The 16,677-nt window shown below is 61.3% G+C and carries 14 protein-coding genes; 6 read left to right on the top strand and 8 right to left on the bottom strand.

From position 1 onward, the window contains the following. Window positions 1–63 precede the first annotated feature (63 nt). Window positions 64–1,554, top strand: coding sequence for a nucleobase:cation symporter-2 family protein (locus PAM7066_RS09625; RefSeq protein ID WP_085853963.1), 1,491 nt, complete (start codon window positions 64–66; stop codon window positions 1,552–1,554). A gap of 866 nt (window positions 1,555–2,420) precedes the next feature. Here PAM7066_RS09625 and PAM7066_RS09620 read toward each other — a convergent pair. After that, window positions 2,421–2,903 carry an ureidoglycolate lyase gene (locus PAM7066_RS09620; protein ID WP_085853962.1) on the bottom strand — a complete coding sequence of 161 codons (483 nt, stop codon included), beginning with the start codon at window positions 2,901–2,903 and terminating at the stop codon, window positions 2,421–2,423. Continuing rightward, entirely contained in the window at window positions 2,900–4,312 is a 1,413-nt protein-coding gene (puuE, locus tag PAM7066_RS09615) for an allantoinase PuuE (RefSeq protein ID WP_085853961.1), read from the bottom strand. The genes PAM7066_RS09620 and puuE overlap by 4 nt, the downstream gene beginning before the upstream one ends. Window positions 4,313–4,459: 147 nt before the next feature. Between puuE and uraH the strand changes: the two genes are divergently transcribed. Beyond that, window positions 4,460–4,813 (top strand): hydroxyisourate hydrolase, encoded by a 354-nt coding sequence (gene uraH, locus PAM7066_RS09610; RefSeq protein ID WP_085853960.1) that lies wholly within the window; start codon window positions 4,460–4,462, stop codon window positions 4,811–4,813. A gap of 4 nt (window positions 4,814–4,817) precedes the next feature. On the opposite strand, the gene PAM7066_RS09605 is transcribed toward uraH, so the two are convergent. After that, the gene (locus tag PAM7066_RS09605; RefSeq protein ID WP_085853959.1) at window positions 4,818–5,738 is read right to left on the bottom strand and encodes a LysR family transcriptional regulator; all 921 of its coding nucleotides are present in this window, start codon (window positions 5,736–5,738) and stop codon (window positions 4,818–4,820) included. Between the two features lie 97 nt (window positions 5,739–5,835). Here PAM7066_RS09605 and PAM7066_RS09600 point away from each other — a divergent pair, with 97 nt between their 5' ends. The 3 genes from PAM7066_RS09600 to PAM7066_RS09590 all read left to right on the top strand — a co-directional run bounded on the left by PAM7066_RS09600 (window position 5,836) and on the right by PAM7066_RS09590 (window position 9,520). Continuing rightward, window positions 5,836–7,074 (top strand): urate hydroxylase PuuD, encoded by a 1,239-nt coding sequence (locus PAM7066_RS09600; RefSeq protein WP_085853958.1) that lies wholly within the window; start codon window positions 5,836–5,838, stop codon window positions 7,072–7,074. Between the two features lie 30 nt (window positions 7,075–7,104). Next, the gene (locus PAM7066_RS09595) at window positions 7,105–7,899 is read left to right on the top strand and encodes an aspartate dehydrogenase (RefSeq protein ID WP_085853957.1); all 795 of its coding nucleotides are present in this window, start codon (window positions 7,105–7,107) and stop codon (window positions 7,897–7,899) included. 688 nt (window positions 7,900–8,587) lie between these two features. Beyond that, window positions 8,588–9,520: a 2-hydroxyacid dehydrogenase gene (locus tag PAM7066_RS09590; protein ID WP_085853956.1), complete on the top strand. Its 933-nt coding sequence runs from the start codon at window positions 8,588–8,590 to the stop codon at window positions 9,518–9,520. 2 nt (window positions 9,521–9,522) lie between these two features. On the opposite strand, the gene PAM7066_RS09585 is transcribed toward PAM7066_RS09590, so the two are convergent. The 5 genes from PAM7066_RS09585 to PAM7066_RS09565 form a co-directional block, all read right to left on the bottom strand. Continuing rightward, window positions 9,523–10,356: a DMT family transporter gene (locus tag PAM7066_RS09585; protein WP_085853955.1), complete on the bottom strand. Its 834-nt coding sequence runs from the start codon at window positions 10,354–10,356 to the stop codon at window positions 9,523–9,525. A 31-nt stretch (window positions 10,357–10,387) separates the two neighbouring features. Continuing rightward, complete coding sequence (locus PAM7066_RS09580) at window positions 10,388–12,031, bottom strand: ABC transporter ATP-binding protein (protein WP_085853954.1); 1,644 nt, start codon at window positions 12,029–12,031, stop codon at window positions 10,388–10,390. Continuing rightward, complete coding sequence (locus tag PAM7066_RS09575) at window positions 12,028–12,966, bottom strand: ABC transporter permease (protein ID WP_085853953.1); 939 nt, start codon at window positions 12,964–12,966, stop codon at window positions 12,028–12,030. Before PAM7066_RS09575 ends, PAM7066_RS09580 begins: the two co-directional genes overlap by 4 nt. After that, window positions 12,963–13,886, bottom strand: coding sequence for an ABC transporter permease (locus tag PAM7066_RS09570; protein WP_085853952.1), 924 nt, complete (start codon window positions 13,884–13,886; stop codon window positions 12,963–12,965). The genes PAM7066_RS09575 and PAM7066_RS09570 overlap by 4 nt, the downstream gene beginning before the upstream one ends. A 78-nt stretch (window positions 13,887–13,964) precedes the next feature. Next, a complete protein-coding gene (locus tag PAM7066_RS09565) occupies window positions 13,965–15,467 on the bottom strand; it encodes an ABC transporter substrate-binding protein (RefSeq protein WP_085853951.1) in 1,503 nt (500 codons plus the stop codon). A gap of 243 nt (window positions 15,468–15,710) precedes the next feature. On the opposite strand from PAM7066_RS09565, the gene PAM7066_RS09560 reads away from it, so the two are divergent. Continuing rightward, window positions 15,711–16,430: a GntR family transcriptional regulator gene (locus tag PAM7066_RS09560; protein ID WP_085853950.1), complete on the top strand. Its 720-nt coding sequence runs from the start codon at window positions 15,711–15,713 to the stop codon at window positions 16,428–16,430. Window positions 16,431–16,677 lie beyond the last annotated feature (247 nt).

The raw sequence follows: 16,677 nt of genomic DNA, 5'->3' as shown, positions 1-16,677 counted from the left end.
GGCGGTGCCGAAGGAGGTGCCGCGCCTCGCCGTCGCAGGCGGCAAACCTTGGAGGAGGAAACAATGTCTGACGTAACGATGGTCGATCCCGTCGATGAGAAGCTGCCTGCGGGCAAGCTGTTCACCCTTGGCCTGCAACACGTCCTGGTGATGTACGCGGGCGCCATTGCGGTGCCGCTGATCGTGGGTCGGGTTCTTCAACTGACGCCGGAACAGGTTGCCTTCCTGATTTCGGCCGATTTGTTCGTTTGCGGTCTGGTCACAATCATCCAGTCGATGGGCGCGACCAGATGGTTCGGCATCCGCATGCCGGTCATGATGGGCGTGACGTTCGCCTCGGTTGGACCGATGGTTTCGATCGCCGCAAGCAATCCGGGGACCGATGGCGCCCGGATGATCTTTGGCTCCATCATCGGCGCCGGCGTGATCGCCATGCTGATCGCGCCGCTGGTCAGCCGGATGCTGCGTTTCTTTCCGCCGGTCGTGACCGGGACGATCATCCTGGTCATCGGCGTCACGCTGATGCGGGTGGGGATCAACTGGATCTTCGGCGTGCCAGCCGGCCCGACCGCGCCCTTGGTCGTGGACCCCACGCATGCCGAGTGGTTGAAGTCGCTGGCCACCCTGCCGGCCGGAACCGTTCCCGCCGTGCCCGAAGGCCTGCAACTGGCCGCCACCGTGGACAACGTCAACTACGCGACGCCGCTCAACATGGCGATCTCGGCGGTTGTACTGGTCACGATCATCCTGGTGATGAAATACGCCCGCGGCTTTCTGGCGAACATCTCGGTTCTGCTGGGCATCATCGTCGGCGCAATTCTTGCCACGACGCTGGGCCTCATGCACTTCGACCACGTGGGGCAGGCGGACTGGTTCGAGCTGATTACGCCGTTCCGCTTCGGCCTGCCGATCTTCGATCCGATCATGATCCTGACGATGACCCTGGTCATGATCGTCGTGATGATCGAATCTACCGGCATGTTCCTGGCTTTGGGCGACATCTGCGGCAAGCGGATCGAGCGCCCCTCCCTGTCTGCCGGCCTGCGTACCGATGGCTTGGGCACCCTGATCGGCGGCCTGTTCAATACCTTCCCCTACACCTCGTTCAGCCAGAACGTCGGCCTCGTCGGAGTAACCGGCGTCCGCTCTCGCTATGTCTGCGTGATGGGCGGCGCAATCATGATCGTGCTGGGGCTGATGCCCAAGATGGGTGCGCTGGTAGAGGCCCTGCCGGTCGCAATCCTGGGCGGTGCTGGACTGGTCATGTTCGGCATGGTGGCGGCCACCGGCATCCGCATCCTCGGGAGCGTCGACTTCAAGATGAACCGCTACAACGGGCTCATCGTCGCGATCTCGCTGGGAATGGGGATGATCCCGCTGATCGCGCCTGACTTCTCGATGTGGCTGCCGCACGCGATCGAGCCTCTGATCGACTCTGGCATTCTACTGGCGTCGATCACCGCGGTCGCGCTGAACGTGATTTTCAACGGCGCCCGCGAGATCAGCGAGGACGACCTCCGCCACACGGCGATGCAGGCGGAAGGCGGTCACTGACCGACACCCTGCCCGATCCACGCTACAGCGCTCCGGCCGGAGACGGCCGGGGCGTTTGCCTGCACCGGCGACCTATTCTTCTGCCGCCACCGAGGTCGCGCGAGTCCCGTTATGCTTCCAAACCCAGCGCAACCGTCCCCACGGCCACCGGCGCCAGGGCAAGGCGGAAGCCGAGCGGCTCGACCACCTGAGGCTAACGGCGGCGGTCAAAGCACCGGCGCACGGCGCAGCGGACGGCTGCCGCCACCAGCTTGTTGCCGAAGGTCGGACGAGGGTCGCGCGAGGAGCCGGTCCAGCACCGCGAAAAGGCACCATTGAACTCGCCCGAAAGGAACAAGGAGATAGGGCGCGTTCATCGGGTCGGCCAGTGCCGAAGGAAGAAGTGAGGCTGGGCTCCAACAGTTTGAACGATCCCGGCTTTACCGGAGACTGTTTCGTGCAACGGATCAGGCGATCCTTGTCACGGGGTTGGACCTGATCAAGATGTCGTCGCTCAGCCTCTGCCGACGGAACGTAACCTATCGAACTCAGGAGCCCACGCTCGTTGTACCATTTGAACAGGCCGATGACGCTTTCCGCGAGCGCGTTTTCGAAAGAGTCACCCACCTGCCGACGATGGATCGATCTCCGCATCTGCCAGGCGCTCGGAATGCTTGATGCAAAGATACCGGGCGGCTCAACCGGTCGTCGCAACGCCCTACTGACGGAAGTCTAACGACGATAGGCAGACGAGAATCCGAGCGCGCCGCCTGGGACGGGCAACTTCAGACAATTGGAGAGGTCTCTCCGGAGAAGCCGGACGCTCAGACGTGATCGTTGTGCGCGAATAACTTCTGCGGGTGGCGAAACCGTCCCGACTGCCTTGTTCAATGCTCGATCATGTATGGTTCATCGAACCAGTGTTCCTCGAGGTTCGGACCCTCTCCTATCCGATCTACGACTGCGAAGAGTCCCGGCGCGCAAAGCGGGCTAAGGACACCGTGCCAGACACCGCGAAAGTAGTTCACGCCCTGACCGGGCGCAGTCACAAAGGCTGTCGGCCTGCCGGGCTTGCCGCCACCACCTGGCGCGACGACGATCAGGAAAGGGTCCTGGCTCATTGGCAGGAAGGCTTGGCTGCCGTCCGGGTGGCGCTCGACCATCTCCAGCGTCAGGGGAAGTTTTCGCGGCTCTGCCTTGAACAGACTAATTCCGGCGCGGCCTCCGTCGAAGTCTAGCGCTGCACGGTCGTGGAAGCGGCCGCAGAGACCTTGATTGATCTGCTTGTCGGGTGCTCCACGTGCCTCCAAAACGTCACCGAATGGCGCGAAGGCTTCAGCCGTCAATAGTTGGGCCCTGATCTTGATCATGGACCCAGCTTCTCGATCAAGCGCAATTCGGCGATACGTTCGACCTGGCGGCAAGCTTCTGCGAATTCCGTGGCACGGTCGTTTTCGATGCGCCGCTGGAAGGCTTGAAGGATGCTCGCCTTGGTGTTGTCTTTCACAGCAATGATGAAGGCGAAGCCATGCTTGGCCGTGTATCGGTCGTTCATGTCCGTGAAGATCGCGCGTTCCTTGTCGGAAAGCATGTCCAGCCCCGCCCCCGCTTGCTCGGCAGTCGATTCGGCGGTCAGGCGACCGGCGGCCGCCAGCTTGCCGGCCAAGTCAGGGTGCGCAGCAACGACATCAAGGCGCTGCTCTTCCGAGGCAGACCGGAACACCCGCGCCAAGGCGTTGTGCACGCCCGCGGCGCTGTCGGAATAGGGTCCCAGCTCCGAGGCATGCGCGCCTTCAGCGATCCAGGCGCTATGCTCGAACACGCCACCGAATTCCTTGACGAAGGTCTCGCGATCCATCTGCGAGGGTCGTAGCCTCGTTACGGGCGGGTGCTTGGCGGCCCAGTGATCGGCGATCTGTTCTCGCGTGGCGAACCAGACATCCTCATGGGCGGACATGTACTCCATGACCCTCTTCAAGGCCGCCGCGCGGCTGGGTCGTCCGATCAGGCGGCAGTGCAGGCCGATGGACAGCATCTTGGGCGCGCCCGCCTGCCCTTCGGCGTAAAGCACGTCGAACGCATCGCGCACCATCGTTTCGAAATCGTTGCCGCTGGCGTAGCCCGCCTGGATCGCAAAGCGCATGTCGTTGCAGTCCATGGTGTAGGGTACGATTAGCTGATCCTTGCCACCGGCGCGCATCCAGTAGGGCAGGTCATCCGCATAACTGTCCGCTATATATGAAAAATCGCCCTCTTCGGCGGCGAGGTCGATGGTGTTCATCGAGCAGCGGCCCGTGTACCAGCCGCGCGGCGGCGTGCCTACGACCTCGGTATGGAGACGGATCGCCTGCCGGATCTGCGCGCGCTCTTCCTCGGCAGGCATGTCCTTGTGCTCAACCCATTTCAGTCCATGGCTCGCAATTTCCCAGCCCGCATCCTTCATGGCCTTCGCCTGCTCGGGCGCACGCGCCAGCGCAGTAGCGACCCCGAAAACGGTGATCGGCACGTCCTTGAGCAGGGAATGCAGGCGCCAGAATCCGGCTCGCGACCCATACTCGTAGATCGTTTCCATGTTCCAGTGCCGCTGCCCAGGCCAGGGGTGGGCGCCGGTGATCTCGGACAGGAACGCCTCGGAGGCCGCGTCGCCGTGGAGGACGTTGTTCTCTCCGCCCTCCTCGTAGTTCAGGACGATCTGAACGGCGATCTTCGCACCGTTCGGCCAGTTGGCCTTGGGGATGCGCGGGCCGTAGCCCGCCAAGTCTCTGGGATAGCGATCCAAAATATACACCTCCGGTTTGCGGAGGTGATAATCCAGAAAATCGCCGGCGATTATGAAGAAAAACGAGAAGGAGCCTCGCGCTCCTCCGCCTTTGTCTTGGCAGCCGTCTGCGGATTATGAAGGGCAAACCCTGCTGGAGATCGCGACATGACGGGATACCTGACGACCCACGTGCTTGATACGGCGCGTGGATGCCCCGCCGAGGGCCTGAAGATCGAGCTGTTCCGGGTCGAAGGCGACAGACGCACGCTCCTCAAGACGCTCGCTACGAACGACGACGGGCGCACGGATGAGCAGATCTTGCCTGCCACCGAGTTTGCAACGGGCGAGTATGAACTGATCTTTCATACAGGCGCCTACCTGGATTCCAGCGGAATCCCGCCCGAAAGCCCGCGTTTCCTGGACGTGATTCCGATCCGCTTCGGCATGTCGGAACAGTCGCACTATCATGTGCCGCTACTTCTGTCCCCGTTCGGCTATTCCACCTACCGCGGCAGTTGAACGGTCAACCCCTGCCGTCCGCCGGCGTAAAGACCGCGCTGATCCGGTCGATGATGAACTCCATGAAGATCCGGGTCTTCGGATCCTGCCTGCGCCGATGGGTGAACAGGCAGGCCATCTGGATCGCTTCGGGGGGAGTCCGGGTGGCAACCGGAGTCAGCGCGCCGGACTTCAGGTGTTCGGCGACTTCGAAGACCGGTTTCAGCACGATGCCGTGGCCCGCCACCGCCCAGTCGGTCAGCACATCGCCGTCATCCGATTCGTAGCGGCCAGACACCGCGAACCGTCGCGGCCCGCTGGGTGTCTCCAGTCGCCACTGGAACTCGGACACGCCGGGAAACCGCAGGTTGAGGCATTCGTGGCGCTCCGAGATCAAAGCTTCTCCGTCTGCCGGCATTCCGCGCCGGGAAATGTAATCGGGCGAAGCGCACAGTACCCGCGGCACATCGGCAATCTTCCGGATGCGCAGGTTGCTGTCTTCCGGCTGGCCCAGGAAAAACGCCAGGTCGAGCCCTTCGGTCGTCAGATCGACCTTTCGGTCCGTCAGGCGCAGGCGGACGCTGACGTCCGGGTACTCCGCCAGGAAAGCCGGTATCTGCGGCGCGATCAACCGCCGTCCGACACCCAGAGGCGCCGCCACGTACAGCGCGCCCTTGAGGTGTTCAGTCACATTGGTGATCTGACCTTCGGCGGTCTCGACCGCTTCCAGGATTCCCGTCGCACCGCGATAAAATGACTTTCCGTGTTCGGTCGGAGACAGGCTGCGGGTCGTCCTCTGGAACAGGCGCACGCCGAGGTGCTCCTCCAACTGCGAAATACGCGATGATGTCACCGCCGAGGAAATGCGCAGATCGCGCCCCGCCGCCGACATGCTGCCCAGTTCATAGACTCGGACAAAGGTACGGATGTTGTCGAAGTAGGACATTGTTCAGGTTTTTTTGATGCTGCTTGGCTTTTCTTGCAAATAGCAGGGAATACGCCGTTCCGCTACTGTCGCCGCAACGAGTGACTGAGGGGGAACCATGTACGATCTCGCAATCATATGGGACTGGATCGCCTTTTCGGTCCGCTGGCTGCACGTCATCACGGCGATGGCCTGGATCGGCGCGTCGTTCTACTTCATCGCGCTCGACCTGATGCTGAAACCCAACCCGAACATGGCCGAAGGCGCGCATGGCGAGGAATGGGAGGTACACGGCGGCGGCTTCTACCACACGGTGAAATACCTGGTCGCTCCGGCGCAGATGCCGGAACACCTGACATGGCATAAGTGGCAGAGCTACGCGACCTGGTTATCGGGCGCGGCGCTCCTGATGATCATCTACTGGCTAGGCGGAGAGCTCTTCCTGATCGACCCGACCAAGGCCGATTTGGCGCTGTGGCAGGGCATCCTGATCTCGGGCGCGTCGCTCACCATCGGCTGGATCGCCTATGACGCCATGTGCAAGTCGAAGCTGGCCGATCACCCGACCCTGCTGATGCTGCTGCTCTTCGTGATCCTTGTGGCCATGTCCTGGGGCTATCACCAGATCTTCACGGGCCGCGCCGCGCTTTTGCACCTCGGCGCCTTCACCGCGACGATCATGACGGGCAACGTGTTCTTCCAGATCATGCCGAACCAGCGCATCGTCGTCGAAGACCTCAAGGCAGGGCGCACCCCCGACGCGAAATACGGCAAGATTGCCAAGGTCCGCTCGACCCATAACAACTATCTGACGTTGCCGGTGGTCTTCCTGATGCTGTCGAACCACTACCCGCTGGCCTTCGCCACGCAGCACGCCTGGATCATCGGGGCCCTGATCTTCCTGACCGGCGTCACGATCCGGCACTACTTCAACACCATGCACCGTACCGGCGCCGGACCGAACTGGACCTGGCCCGTGACCGTGGTGATCATGATTGTCATCGCATGGCTTTCGACCCAGCCCGGCATGGACACCTACGAGGAAAGCAAGGCGCGCGGCCTGACCCCCTACGAGGAGAAGTTCGCGTCGGCCGAGAGCTTCGAAGACGCCTATCATGCGGTGATCGGCAACTGCTCGATGTGTCACGGGCGCGAACCTTCGTGGGAGGGCCTGAACTGGCCCCCGAAGGGCATCGTTCTGGAAACCGAGGCGGATGTGGCGCGCCACGCCCAGCAGATCTATCTTCAGGCGGGCCGGACCCACGCGATGCCGCCGCCGAATGCCATACAGATGGAGCCCGAGGCACGGCGCCAGATCGTGACCTGGTATCGGGGCGTGACAGCCGGCGAGAGCTGACGTCGTGAACCGCCAGACGGAGAAGAGACCATGCGTTTGGGCCTGATCGGATACGGCAACATTGCCGCATCCCTGCTGGACCTACTTGGACCCGACCTGGTGCAGGAGGTCGTCGTTCTTGTCCGGCGCCCGCTCGACGATCCGCCAGAGGGGTGCATCGTCGTGACAGAGGCGCGTGCTCTGATCGACGCGGCCCCCGATTTGGTCGTCGAATGCGCCGGACACGGAGCTGTCGCCGCGCATGGCGAGACAATCCTCGCCGCCGGCATCAACCTAGTCGTGGCCTCGGTGGGTGCCTTGGCCGACGCTCGTCTTTACGTTCGCCTGCAGACTGCGGCGCAGCACGGCGGCGCGCGTCTCCTGATTCCCAGCGGCGCGATCGGAGGTCTCGATTTGCTGGAGGCTCTGGCGCTGTCGGGAGAAGTTCAGATCGCTTATGTGGGCATCAAGCCCCCGGCCGCCTGGCGCGGCACCCCTGCCGAGGATGCCGGCGACTTGTCTGCACTCACCTGCCCGCTTACCGTCTATACAGGCGGCGCACGCGAAGCGGCACGCCTGTTCCCTAGAAACTCCAACGTGGTGGCCGCGCTGGCGCTGGCCGGTCCGGGCTTCGAAGCCGTCTCCGTGCGGCTGATTGCCGACCCTGCTGCAGTGGGCAACGTCCACCGATACCACGTGCGATCACCCGACTGCCGCGCTACGGTCGAGATCGAAGGCCAGCCATCCTCTGGCAACGGTCGCACCTCGCGGACGACGGTCTACAGCCTGCTCCGGGAAATCCGCCGCGCCGCGAACAGCAGACATCAGCACAAGCATACCGCCTGATGCCGCTGCTCGAAGCATGCACCCGACCAACGGCACCGATAAAGACGGTCTGATGAACCGCACAGGCCAGATCCTGCGGGAAGCGACGGCTGCGAGCGACCCGGAGGCGCTTCTGCTCTTCCTCGTCGGCATGTAGGCGGGGCCGCTGTCGCAGTGGCTCCTGGCCGACTTGGCGGCGCCGAGCAGGGCGTGGAATGCCCCTCCGAAGTGGTTCGCTCGATGGGATGGACCAGAGAATGACTGGGACGCGAGAAAACCCCGAGGACATCGTCCTGAAGCTGCGGCAGGTGGAAGGGCTGCATGGCATTGGAGCTTTCGAAATTGCCGTTCTCCCAAGGTGAGCCAAGCTCGATATAGGCTGTCTTCGCCCCCACCGCGCCAATCCAGTCGCGGACGTTCAGGCGACAAATTCGACGGGCCTCCGCCCCCGGATGTACCGGAGATACCAATCGACTCCTTTAGGGTCTTTACACCTCCGGTGCACTAATGCTTCAATGTATCGGGCGCTCTAGGATGACGACAATGTTGACGCTGAAATCAAGCGGAACTCGGAACCCGGTCCATCAAGAACGGTCATCCGCGGCGTCAGCGCGAAGCGTGCGTGGTTGGACCCGCCTACATTGTCCTCGAATCCCGACGTATGAGTTGACTGAGTTCTGTGACCGGCGCACGGCGAGGAGCCACTGACATGAGAAAGATAGCGATACTTCGCGCCGCGGAGTTGTCTGATCGCACGAATGCCGAGCTTGAGGCCGCGTTCGAGGTCCATGATCTCCCTTATGAGAAGAGTGCGGCAGATGCCCTTTTCAATGATGTGGGGCCGCGGCTGCGCGGCATGGCACTGCGAAAAGCACTGGTCGACGCGAAGCTGCTCGACAGGCTTCCAGCCTTGGAAATTATCTCCAGCTATTCCGCGGGGCTGGAGAATGTCGATCTGGCAGCCGCCACCGCCCGCGGGATCGAAGTTGCAAACACCTCCCATGTCCTTGCCGGCGAGGTCGCCAATCTTGCGCTCGGCCAGATCCTGGTCGTAACGCGTGATATACGGAACGCCGACAAGTTCGTCCGTGGTGGCCATTGGCCGCACGGCGCTTACCCGCTCCAAGTCTCGTTGCAAGGGATGAACGTCGGCATCGTGGGTTTCGGCCAGATCGGCCAGGCACTCGGTGCGCGTCTTCAGGCTGTGGGTGCGAACGTCCACTACAGCGGCCCCCGCCGGAAAGCTGTCGATTTTCCCTACCACGAAAACCCTCGGACGCTTGCGCGGGAGTGTCGCGTCATTGTTCTGACCTGTCCGCTCACCCCCGATACGTACGGCTTGGCAGATAAGCAGTTTCTCAAGGCAATTGGCCCCGACGGTTGGATCGTGAACATCTCTCGGGGCGCGATCCTGGACGAGGCGGCGCTGATTGATGCTCTTGCGCGCAACGCAATAGCCGGTGCGGCACTGGATGTTTTCGCCGGAGAACCTGAGGTTCCGGAGGCGCTGCGACAAGACGATCGCGTGCTTCTGACACCGCATATCGGAAGTGGCACAGAGCAGACGCGTCAGGCGATGGGAGACGCGATGGTTGACGCGCTGGTGGCGAAGTTGACGACAGAGACGCCTCCACGCCGCTGACTTCAGGTGGAGAGCCGGGCCAACCGGCTCTCTGCCCTCGCACTGTAGATCACGCCCGCAAAGATCACGGTACCGCCCAGGAGTACCCAAAGTTTCAGGGGTTCGCCGAAAAGCGCGAGTCCCAGCAAGGCCGCGATTGGCAGTCGCAGGAAGTCCACCGGGATCACCATCGATGCGTCCGCCAGTTTCATCGCCCGCGCGACGGATAGCTGCGCGAAAAGCCCGCCTATCCCCTGTAACGCCATCAGCGCCAGCGCCTGCGGGCTGGGCCAGACCCAGACCGGCATGGTGACCAAGAGTGCAATCGGCACCGTAATCAGAAGGTTACACCATACAATCCGCAATGGCGTCTCGCGGCCAGAACTTACCTTCATCAAAAGCGCACCACCGGCGAACGCGACGGCCGAGAACACGGCAAGGGCAAAGCCTGTTCCAATCTCCATTCCGGGCGGCCGCAAGATGACCAGCATTCCGACAAAGCCCGCCCCCAGCGCGATGAGGCGGTGCCGGCCGAGATTCTCGTGCAGGAAAACTACCGAACCGAGCACCACGAACAGCGGCATCGTGAAGGCAATAGCCGTCACCAGCGCGAGCGGCAGCATGGTGATCGCGAGGAAATAGGTTACCATCGCCACGAGCTTGAGGACCGCGCGCATTCCATGCAGTGGCCATAGCCCGTTGCCGTTCAGCGTTCGCTCGCCACGCGGCAGGATCAGGAACAGAGTGATCAGACTGAAGAGATTTCGAAAAAATGCGATTTCCAGAGGATGAACTTCGTCTGCCACGAGGCGGACAAAAACCGTGTCCAAAGCGCTCATCACCGCGTTGAGGGCCATGAGCAAAAGAGCTGCCGGTATTGCGCTCATTTCAGGCGTGCGCGGCGTTTGACTGTTCCCACTTGGGCCGCGGTGATGCGTTGATCAGCATCTGAGTGTAAGGTCTCTGCGGACGCCGGAAGATCTCTTCCGTCCTCTGCAACTCGACCGTCTGGCCGGATTGCATGACGAGAATCCGATCTGCAAAACCGCGCACGATGGGCAGATCGTGGGTAATGAAGATATAGGCCAGTCCCAGGCGGTCGCGCAGGTCGGCCAATAGGTCGATGATCTGCATCTGGATGGAAACGTCCAGGGCCGAGACAGCTTCGTCGCAGATGATCAGTTCGGGATCACACGCTAGCGCGCGCGCGATCGCGATCCGTTGCCTTTGGCCGCCCGAGAATTGGTGCGGGAATCGATCAGCATGCTCGGCCCTTAAACCGACCAGGCCGAGAAGTTCTATTACCCGCTCGCGCCAGCGAGACTTCTCGAGGATGTCCGAATGGATACTCCAGGGCTCCGATATGATCGAAAACACGCTCATCCTTGGGTTCATGGAGCTGAAAGGATCTTGAAAGACCATCTGGACGCGCCGGCGGAATTTCATGAGCTCCTTCGGATTCATCCGGAAGATGTCCTTTCCGTGGAAAAGGGCTTCTCCCGAAGTCGCGTCCGTCAGTCGTAGGAGCATCTTGGCGATCGTGGACTTCCCCGATCCCGACTCTCCCACGATGCCCAGTGTCTCACCCGCCTTCAGATCGAAATTTACCGAGTCCACCGCTCGTAGAGACTTGGGTGGTCGTAACAAGCCTGGCGACAGGAGGAATGTCTTGGACAGGTCTCGGACCTCGAGGATCGGTTCGGACTCTCCGGATGACTTCCCGTCCCGGTAATCAGCCTCATCTGGAAGAGCGCTCATCAACCGCTTCGTATAGGCGTGCTGCGGGTCTGCGAATACATCCTTCGCAATTCCTTGCTCTACGATTTTGCCCGCGTTCATCACGATGACCCGATCAGCCATGTTTGCGGCGACTTCCAGATCGTGGGTGATCATCACGATCGCGAGCCCTTCTTCGCGCTGGAGTTCCTTCAAGAGATCGAGGATCTGGGCTTGCACGCTGACATCGAGCGCGGTCGTTGGCTCATCCGCAATGAGGAGTTCGGGGCCAAGTGCGATAGCCATGCCGATCATTATCCGCTGGCGTTGACCGCCGGAGAACTGATGCGGATACCAGTCGATCCGCGACTCTGGATCTGGAATACCTACGCGGCGCAGCGCCTCGATGCTGAGCCTCCGCGCCTCGGCGCCCCTTGCCTTGCCATGCACCTCGTAGGTCTCGGCCAGCTGCCACCCTACCGTGTAGACTGGATTCAGATGCGAGAGCGGGTCTTGGAAGATGATGGCGACCTTCGACCCATTGAAGGCCAGGCGCTTGTCCTCGCTCATTCGCGTCACGTCGGTGCCGCGGTAGCTAATACGACCAGACACTATCTCTCCCGGAGGAGTATCTATCAGTCCCATCACCGCGCTGGCGGAAACCGACTTCCCAGAGCCGCTCTCTCCAAGAATGACGAGCGTCTCGCCGGAATCGACGTGAAAGGTCACGTCGTCAACTGCACGAAATGCACCGGAGGCCGCGTGGAAATCCACCGTCAGGTTCTCGACCGTCAGGAGGGGTTGGGGCGTGTTCATCGTTGAATCCTCCGCTGTAGTCTACGCGTCAGCTCCAGACGCCACCGCTGATGGGGATCGGAATAGGTGCGCCACCAGGTCGATAGAATGTTGAGCGACAGCGTAGTCAGCAAGATCATCAGGCCCGGCCAGAATGCCACCCACCAGGCCGTGGCCAGGTAACCGCGGCCCGTCGCCACCATCGACCCCCACGTGAACTGCGGTGACTGAATTCCGAGGCCGAGGAAACTCAGAGAGGATTCGGCCAGCACCACGGTCGCGAAGTCAATGGCGCCGATGGTCAGCATGGTCGGGATCACCATGGGTGCGATATGACGAAAGACGATGCGTCTGTGATTGGCTCCGAGCGCTGTCGCCGCGCTGACGAACATCCTCTCGCGAACCTCCAGGACCTCGGCACGCATGGTTCGCAGGTAGATCGGGATGCGAGTGATGGCCAAAACCAGGATCAACGTCGTGATGGACGGCCCTAGACTGTAGAGCACAATCAGCGCGAGAAGCAGGGAGGGAAAGCTCATGATCACATCGGCAAGGCGCAGGATCAGGCCGCTAAGCCGCCCGCGAGAGTAGCCGGCGATCAAGCCGAGAATGCCGCCCAACATGAGGGAAACGATTACGGCAGCTGCCGCGATTCCCAGTGTATTGCGCGCGCCCACGACGAGACGCGCCAGCAGGCTGCGACCAAGCGTGTCGGCCCCCAGGAAATAGGCTGCGCCCATAGAAAGGTCGAAGGGCTCTTGGTTTCGGGCCCGGAAATTCGGCGTCGTGGCCAAGTCTCCAATCAGGATCGGCCCAAAGACGGCGCACAGCGTCACGAAAACGAGAAAAGCTACGGCGGAAGCGGCCAGTCCATCCCGAAAGACCAGCCGGAAGGGCCCGGCTTGCCGCTCCGCCTTAGGCGTGGCGCCGTCTACGCTCTTTTTCAAGATTGTCATGCCTGCTGGTGCCTAATTCTCGGATCCACTGCCGCATAGATCAGGTCGATGAGAATGTTCATCAGGAAGATTGCGATCGCTGTGATCAGGATCGTGGACTGGATCAGAGCGAAGTCGCGCTGAACGATAGCATCTATCATGAGCTTGCCGATCCCGGGCCATCCGAAGATAGTCTCGACCACAACAGCGCCGTTGACGAGGCTCGCCGTGAGATCCCCGGCAACCGTAATCACCGGGAGCAGCGCGTTGCGCAGGGCGTGGACGAAGATTATCCGCCGGCGGCCGACGCCCTTGGCGCGAGCTGTCTTGATGTAGGGCTGACTTAACACTCCCACCATTGATCCTCGAACGACTTGAGTCAGCAATCCAAATGGCCGCAACATCAGGACGCCGATTGGCATGACCCAGTGCAGCGCCGTTCCCGTTCCCGACGTCGGCAACACACCAAGGGAGACTGCGAAAATCAGGATGGCGACGATCGCGACCCAGAAGTCAGGCGCACTCGCTCCTGCAAGAGAGCTCGTCGTGGCCAGCCGGTCGAAGAGCCCTCCCGGCCGCGCCGCAGCCAATGAGCCCACCACCAAGGCGGCAACCAATGCCAGCGCCATGGCGATAGCAGCAAGTTTCAGCGTCTCAGGAAAGGCTTCAAGCGCAACCTCCATCGCAGGACGGTTGCGACTGAGCGCCATTCCGAAGTCGAGTTGAGTAAGGTCACCGAGATACCGGAAGAACTGGACGTAGATAGGGTCGTCATAGCCGTGAAGCGCATTGAAAGCCTGGCGCTGCGCGTCAGTGCTGTCGAGCGGCAAATAGAGATAAGCCGGATCTCCGGTCAGCCTTGCGAGAAAGAAAACCAGAACAAGAAGCGCGATTATAGCGCCTATGCTTTGCGTCGATCTTCGAAACACGAACTTGAACATTCCGGCGCACCTACTGGTCGAGGGCCAACCCCACGGCGGCCCTTGACCCGGACGCGGCAGGCGCCCGGGTCACTGGCGTCATTTGAACTTGAGGTCCGAAAGGCGAATCTCACTGTTCGTTTTGAGATCGGGCTTCCAGTCGAGGCGAGGTCCGACGCTGGCGTAACCAGTCATGTGATACATCGTGACGTCACCGATGATGTCCTCGTAAACCTTGGAGAAAGCCTGTTGGAACAGCTCCCCCCGCTCGTCGCCCGTGGCCGAGACTGCCTCGTCGAGGATCTTGTCCAGCTCCTCGTTTGCGACCGTGGAGTACTGCCCTTCGCTGTGGTACATCACTGGCGCAGTGAAACCTGCGTCGCCGGTATTGTTGTCGTGCTGCTGCTGGAACAGCGTGGGACCCCGGCCTTCAGGGAACGGTTTGTCCAGGTACCGCGCCCAATCCGAGGCTTCGAGTTCCTCGATGGTCACGTTCAGGCCGATTTCCGACCAGAGTGCTTGCATCGCTTCAAGTGATTCAGACGAGTTCGGGAAGAACCCGTTGCGACCGATCAGAGTGATTTCCTCGTCTACCGGCACGCCGTCGGTTCTTGCCTCGTCAATCAGTGCTTTCGCCCGCTCTGGATCATAGGTGTATGGCTCGATCTCGGAATTGTGGCCGCGCACGCCTGGCACAACCATCTGGGTCGCCCGCAGGACATCCGGACCGAACAGAGCTTCGCCCATGCCGTCCCAATCGATAGCCAGGTTCAGTGCCCGGCGCACCCGCTCGTCGTCAAGAGGCGGGATGGACATATCGATGCGCATCCGCGTGGTTTCGGAGTTGAGGTATGGAAGATCAGCCTCTGGATCAGTGGCGTCTTGCACGGCGATGACCGGCGTCAAGTCGGCCTCTCCAGTTTCGACCATGGCGGCGCGAATGGCGGATTCATTGCGCCACATATACGTCGCTTCGGTCACTGAAGGCGTCTCGCCCCAGTAATTGTCGTTGCGCTGCAGTAGGACGTGCTCGTTGTCCGCCTCCGCCAGCGTATAGGGGCCGGTTCCTACGGGGTCGTTCACCTCCTGATCGAACGGCATGTTCGGAGAAACGATCTGCATTGTGCCGGCTAGGGTCGGCATGATCGGAATCGCGACATCGGACTTGATGTCAAACGTATACTCATCCACGACCTCGGGCGTCAGCGTCACGTCACCGAACTTGGACCGGCTGTCGCAGGTCAAGTTCGGATTCATCAGGCGATTGATGGAGTTGACCACCGCCTCCGCGTTGAGCGGCGCGCCATCCTGAAACTCGACTCCCTCACGCAGCTTGAAGCGCCAGGTCGTGTCGTCGATCTGCTCCCACTCGGTGGCCAGATGGGGTGCGACCCCACCGGTCTCAGGCTCGATTATGGTAAGCGTTTCGGTGATGTTCATGTTGATGATCCGCCCGATGTCGGAGCGGATTGAGCGGCACGGCTCAAGGTTCGCCGGTTGCTCCGGCAAGACGATGGTGACTTCCTGAGCGGTCGCCATCCCGCCGACGCTACTCGTCCCGACAATCAGCGCAGCAATCGCGCTGTGACGCATAAGCTTCATCGTAATCTCCTCCCGAACCGGCCGCCTCCCTGTGCTGCAACGGGGCCGGCACCATAGCAGCTGTGGCGCAAGCGCCTGTCTCAAGGTCATCCTGCGCACTAATGCATTAGCCAGTCAAGCGCTCGTTCGCCACCTGCTAGGATGGACCTCTCTTGCGCTTGAGAATGGCGATGTGGACTGGAACTTTCCTGCACCTCAGGCTAGTGCATTAATGTGCCGCACTACGATGAAAGCGAGTTTCGCATGGATTCCCGCCCCGGTGGACGCCTGAGCCTCGACAGGACGCGCCACATCGCGCCGCAGATCGCCGACTATCTGCGCGAGCAAATCATGTCGATCGAGCTGGTCCCGGGGACGCCAATCTCTCGTGCCGCGCTGCAGCAGCAATTTGGCCTTAGCCAGACCCCTGTTCGCGATGCACTGCAGAAACTCGAGGAAGAGGGGCTGATCACGGTCTATCCCCAGCACGCGACTCTGGTGTCAAAGATTGACATGAGCCTTTCGCGACAGATCCACTTCATGCGCCGCGCGATTGAATCTGACGCCGTACGCCTTCTTGCAGAGAAACCACAACCGGAGATCATTCGCGCGCTGCGCACTGCTAACGAGAATCTCTCCATCATGCGCGACCGTAACGATGCGCCCGAGTTCCAGAAGGCAGACAAGGCGTTTCATCGGACGATCTTCGACCACGCACGCATTCTCGACGTCTGGCAAATTCTGCAGCGCAAAAGCGGTCATTTGGATCGCGTCCGTCTGCTAGCACTGCCGAGCCTTGGGATGAGTCGCGTTGTGCGATTACATGATCAGATCGTCGATTGCATCGAAGGCGGTGACGGCGAAGCCGCGGCCGCAGCAATGCGCGAGCATATGTCGCGCACGCCAAAAATGGGCGAGATGGTCGCCGAAATCCATCCAGAGTACGTCGAGAACGCAAGCGGCATGGCCCGAAGCGCCACTTAGGCGCCACGCATGCGGACATATGAATCTGGATACTTGAGTGAGTAGTTCTTGGAAGGGAACCGATGACCAACGTGAAGAAATTACCGGTGGCCGAGAGCTTTCCCAAGCCCACCTCGATGCTCGACTACCTCGAACGCGGGCACGGCGAGGCGGCAGGCGAGCCGGAGATTTACTGATGGCACATGATCTGGATGCGGCCCTGCGGGGCATCTCGGGGATCCTCGTGACGCCCTATGACGACCGGGGC

It is taken from the genome of Palleronia marisminoris (assembly GCF_900172315.1).
Classification (GTDB): domain Bacteria; phylum Pseudomonadota; class Alphaproteobacteria; order Rhodobacterales; family Rhodobacteraceae; genus Palleronia; species Palleronia marisminoris.
The sequence above is the reverse complement of the archived record's forward strand: the minus strand, read 5'-3'. Positions and strand labels throughout refer to the sequence as shown.

Bases quoted from the DNA above. Each gene is read 5' to 3' on its own strand.
- PAM7066_RS09625 (WP_085853963.1), top strand. From the start codon at position 64: ATGTCTGACGTAACGATGGTCGATCCCGTCGATGAGAAGCTGCCTGCG.
- PAM7066_RS09620 (WP_085853962.1), bottom strand. From the start codon at position 2,903: ATGATCAAGATCAGGGCCCAACTATTGACGGCTGAAGCCTTCGCGCCA.
- uraH (WP_085853960.1), top strand. From the start codon at position 4,460: ATGACGGGATACCTGACGACCCACGTGCTTGATACGGCGCGTGGATGC.
- PAM7066_RS09605 (WP_085853959.1), bottom strand. From the start codon at position 5,738: ATGTCCTACTTCGACAACATCCGTACCTTTGTCCGAGTCTATGAACTG.
- PAM7066_RS09600 (WP_085853958.1), top strand. From the start codon at position 5,836: ATGTACGATCTCGCAATCATATGGGACTGGATCGCCTTTTCGGTCCGC.
- PAM7066_RS09595 (WP_085853957.1), top strand. From the start codon at position 7,105: ATGCGTTTGGGCCTGATCGGATACGGCAACATTGCCGCATCCCTGCTG.
- PAM7066_RS09590 (WP_085853956.1), top strand. From the start codon at position 8,588: ATGAGAAAGATAGCGATACTTCGCGCCGCGGAGTTGTCTGATCGCACG.
- PAM7066_RS09585 (WP_085853955.1), bottom strand. From the start codon at position 10,356: ATGGCCCTCAACGCGGTGATGAGCGCTTTGGACACGGTTTTTGTCCGC.
- PAM7066_RS09580 (WP_085853954.1), bottom strand. From the start codon at position 12,031: ATGAACACGCCCCAACCCCTCCTGACGGTCGAGAACCTGACGGTGGAT.
- PAM7066_RS09575 (WP_085853953.1), bottom strand. From the start codon at position 12,966: ATGACAATCTTGAAAAAGAGCGTAGACGGCGCCACGCCTAAGGCGGAG.
- PAM7066_RS09570 (WP_085853952.1), bottom strand. From the start codon at position 13,886: ATGTTCAAGTTCGTGTTTCGAAGATCGACGCAAAGCATAGGCGCTATA.
- PAM7066_RS09565 (WP_085853951.1), bottom strand. From the start codon at position 15,467: ATGAAGCTTATGCGTCACAGCGCGATTGCTGCGCTGATTGTCGGGACG.
- PAM7066_RS09560 (WP_085853950.1), top strand. From the start codon at position 15,711: ATGGATTCCCGCCCCGGTGGACGCCTGAGCCTCGACAGGACGCGCCAC.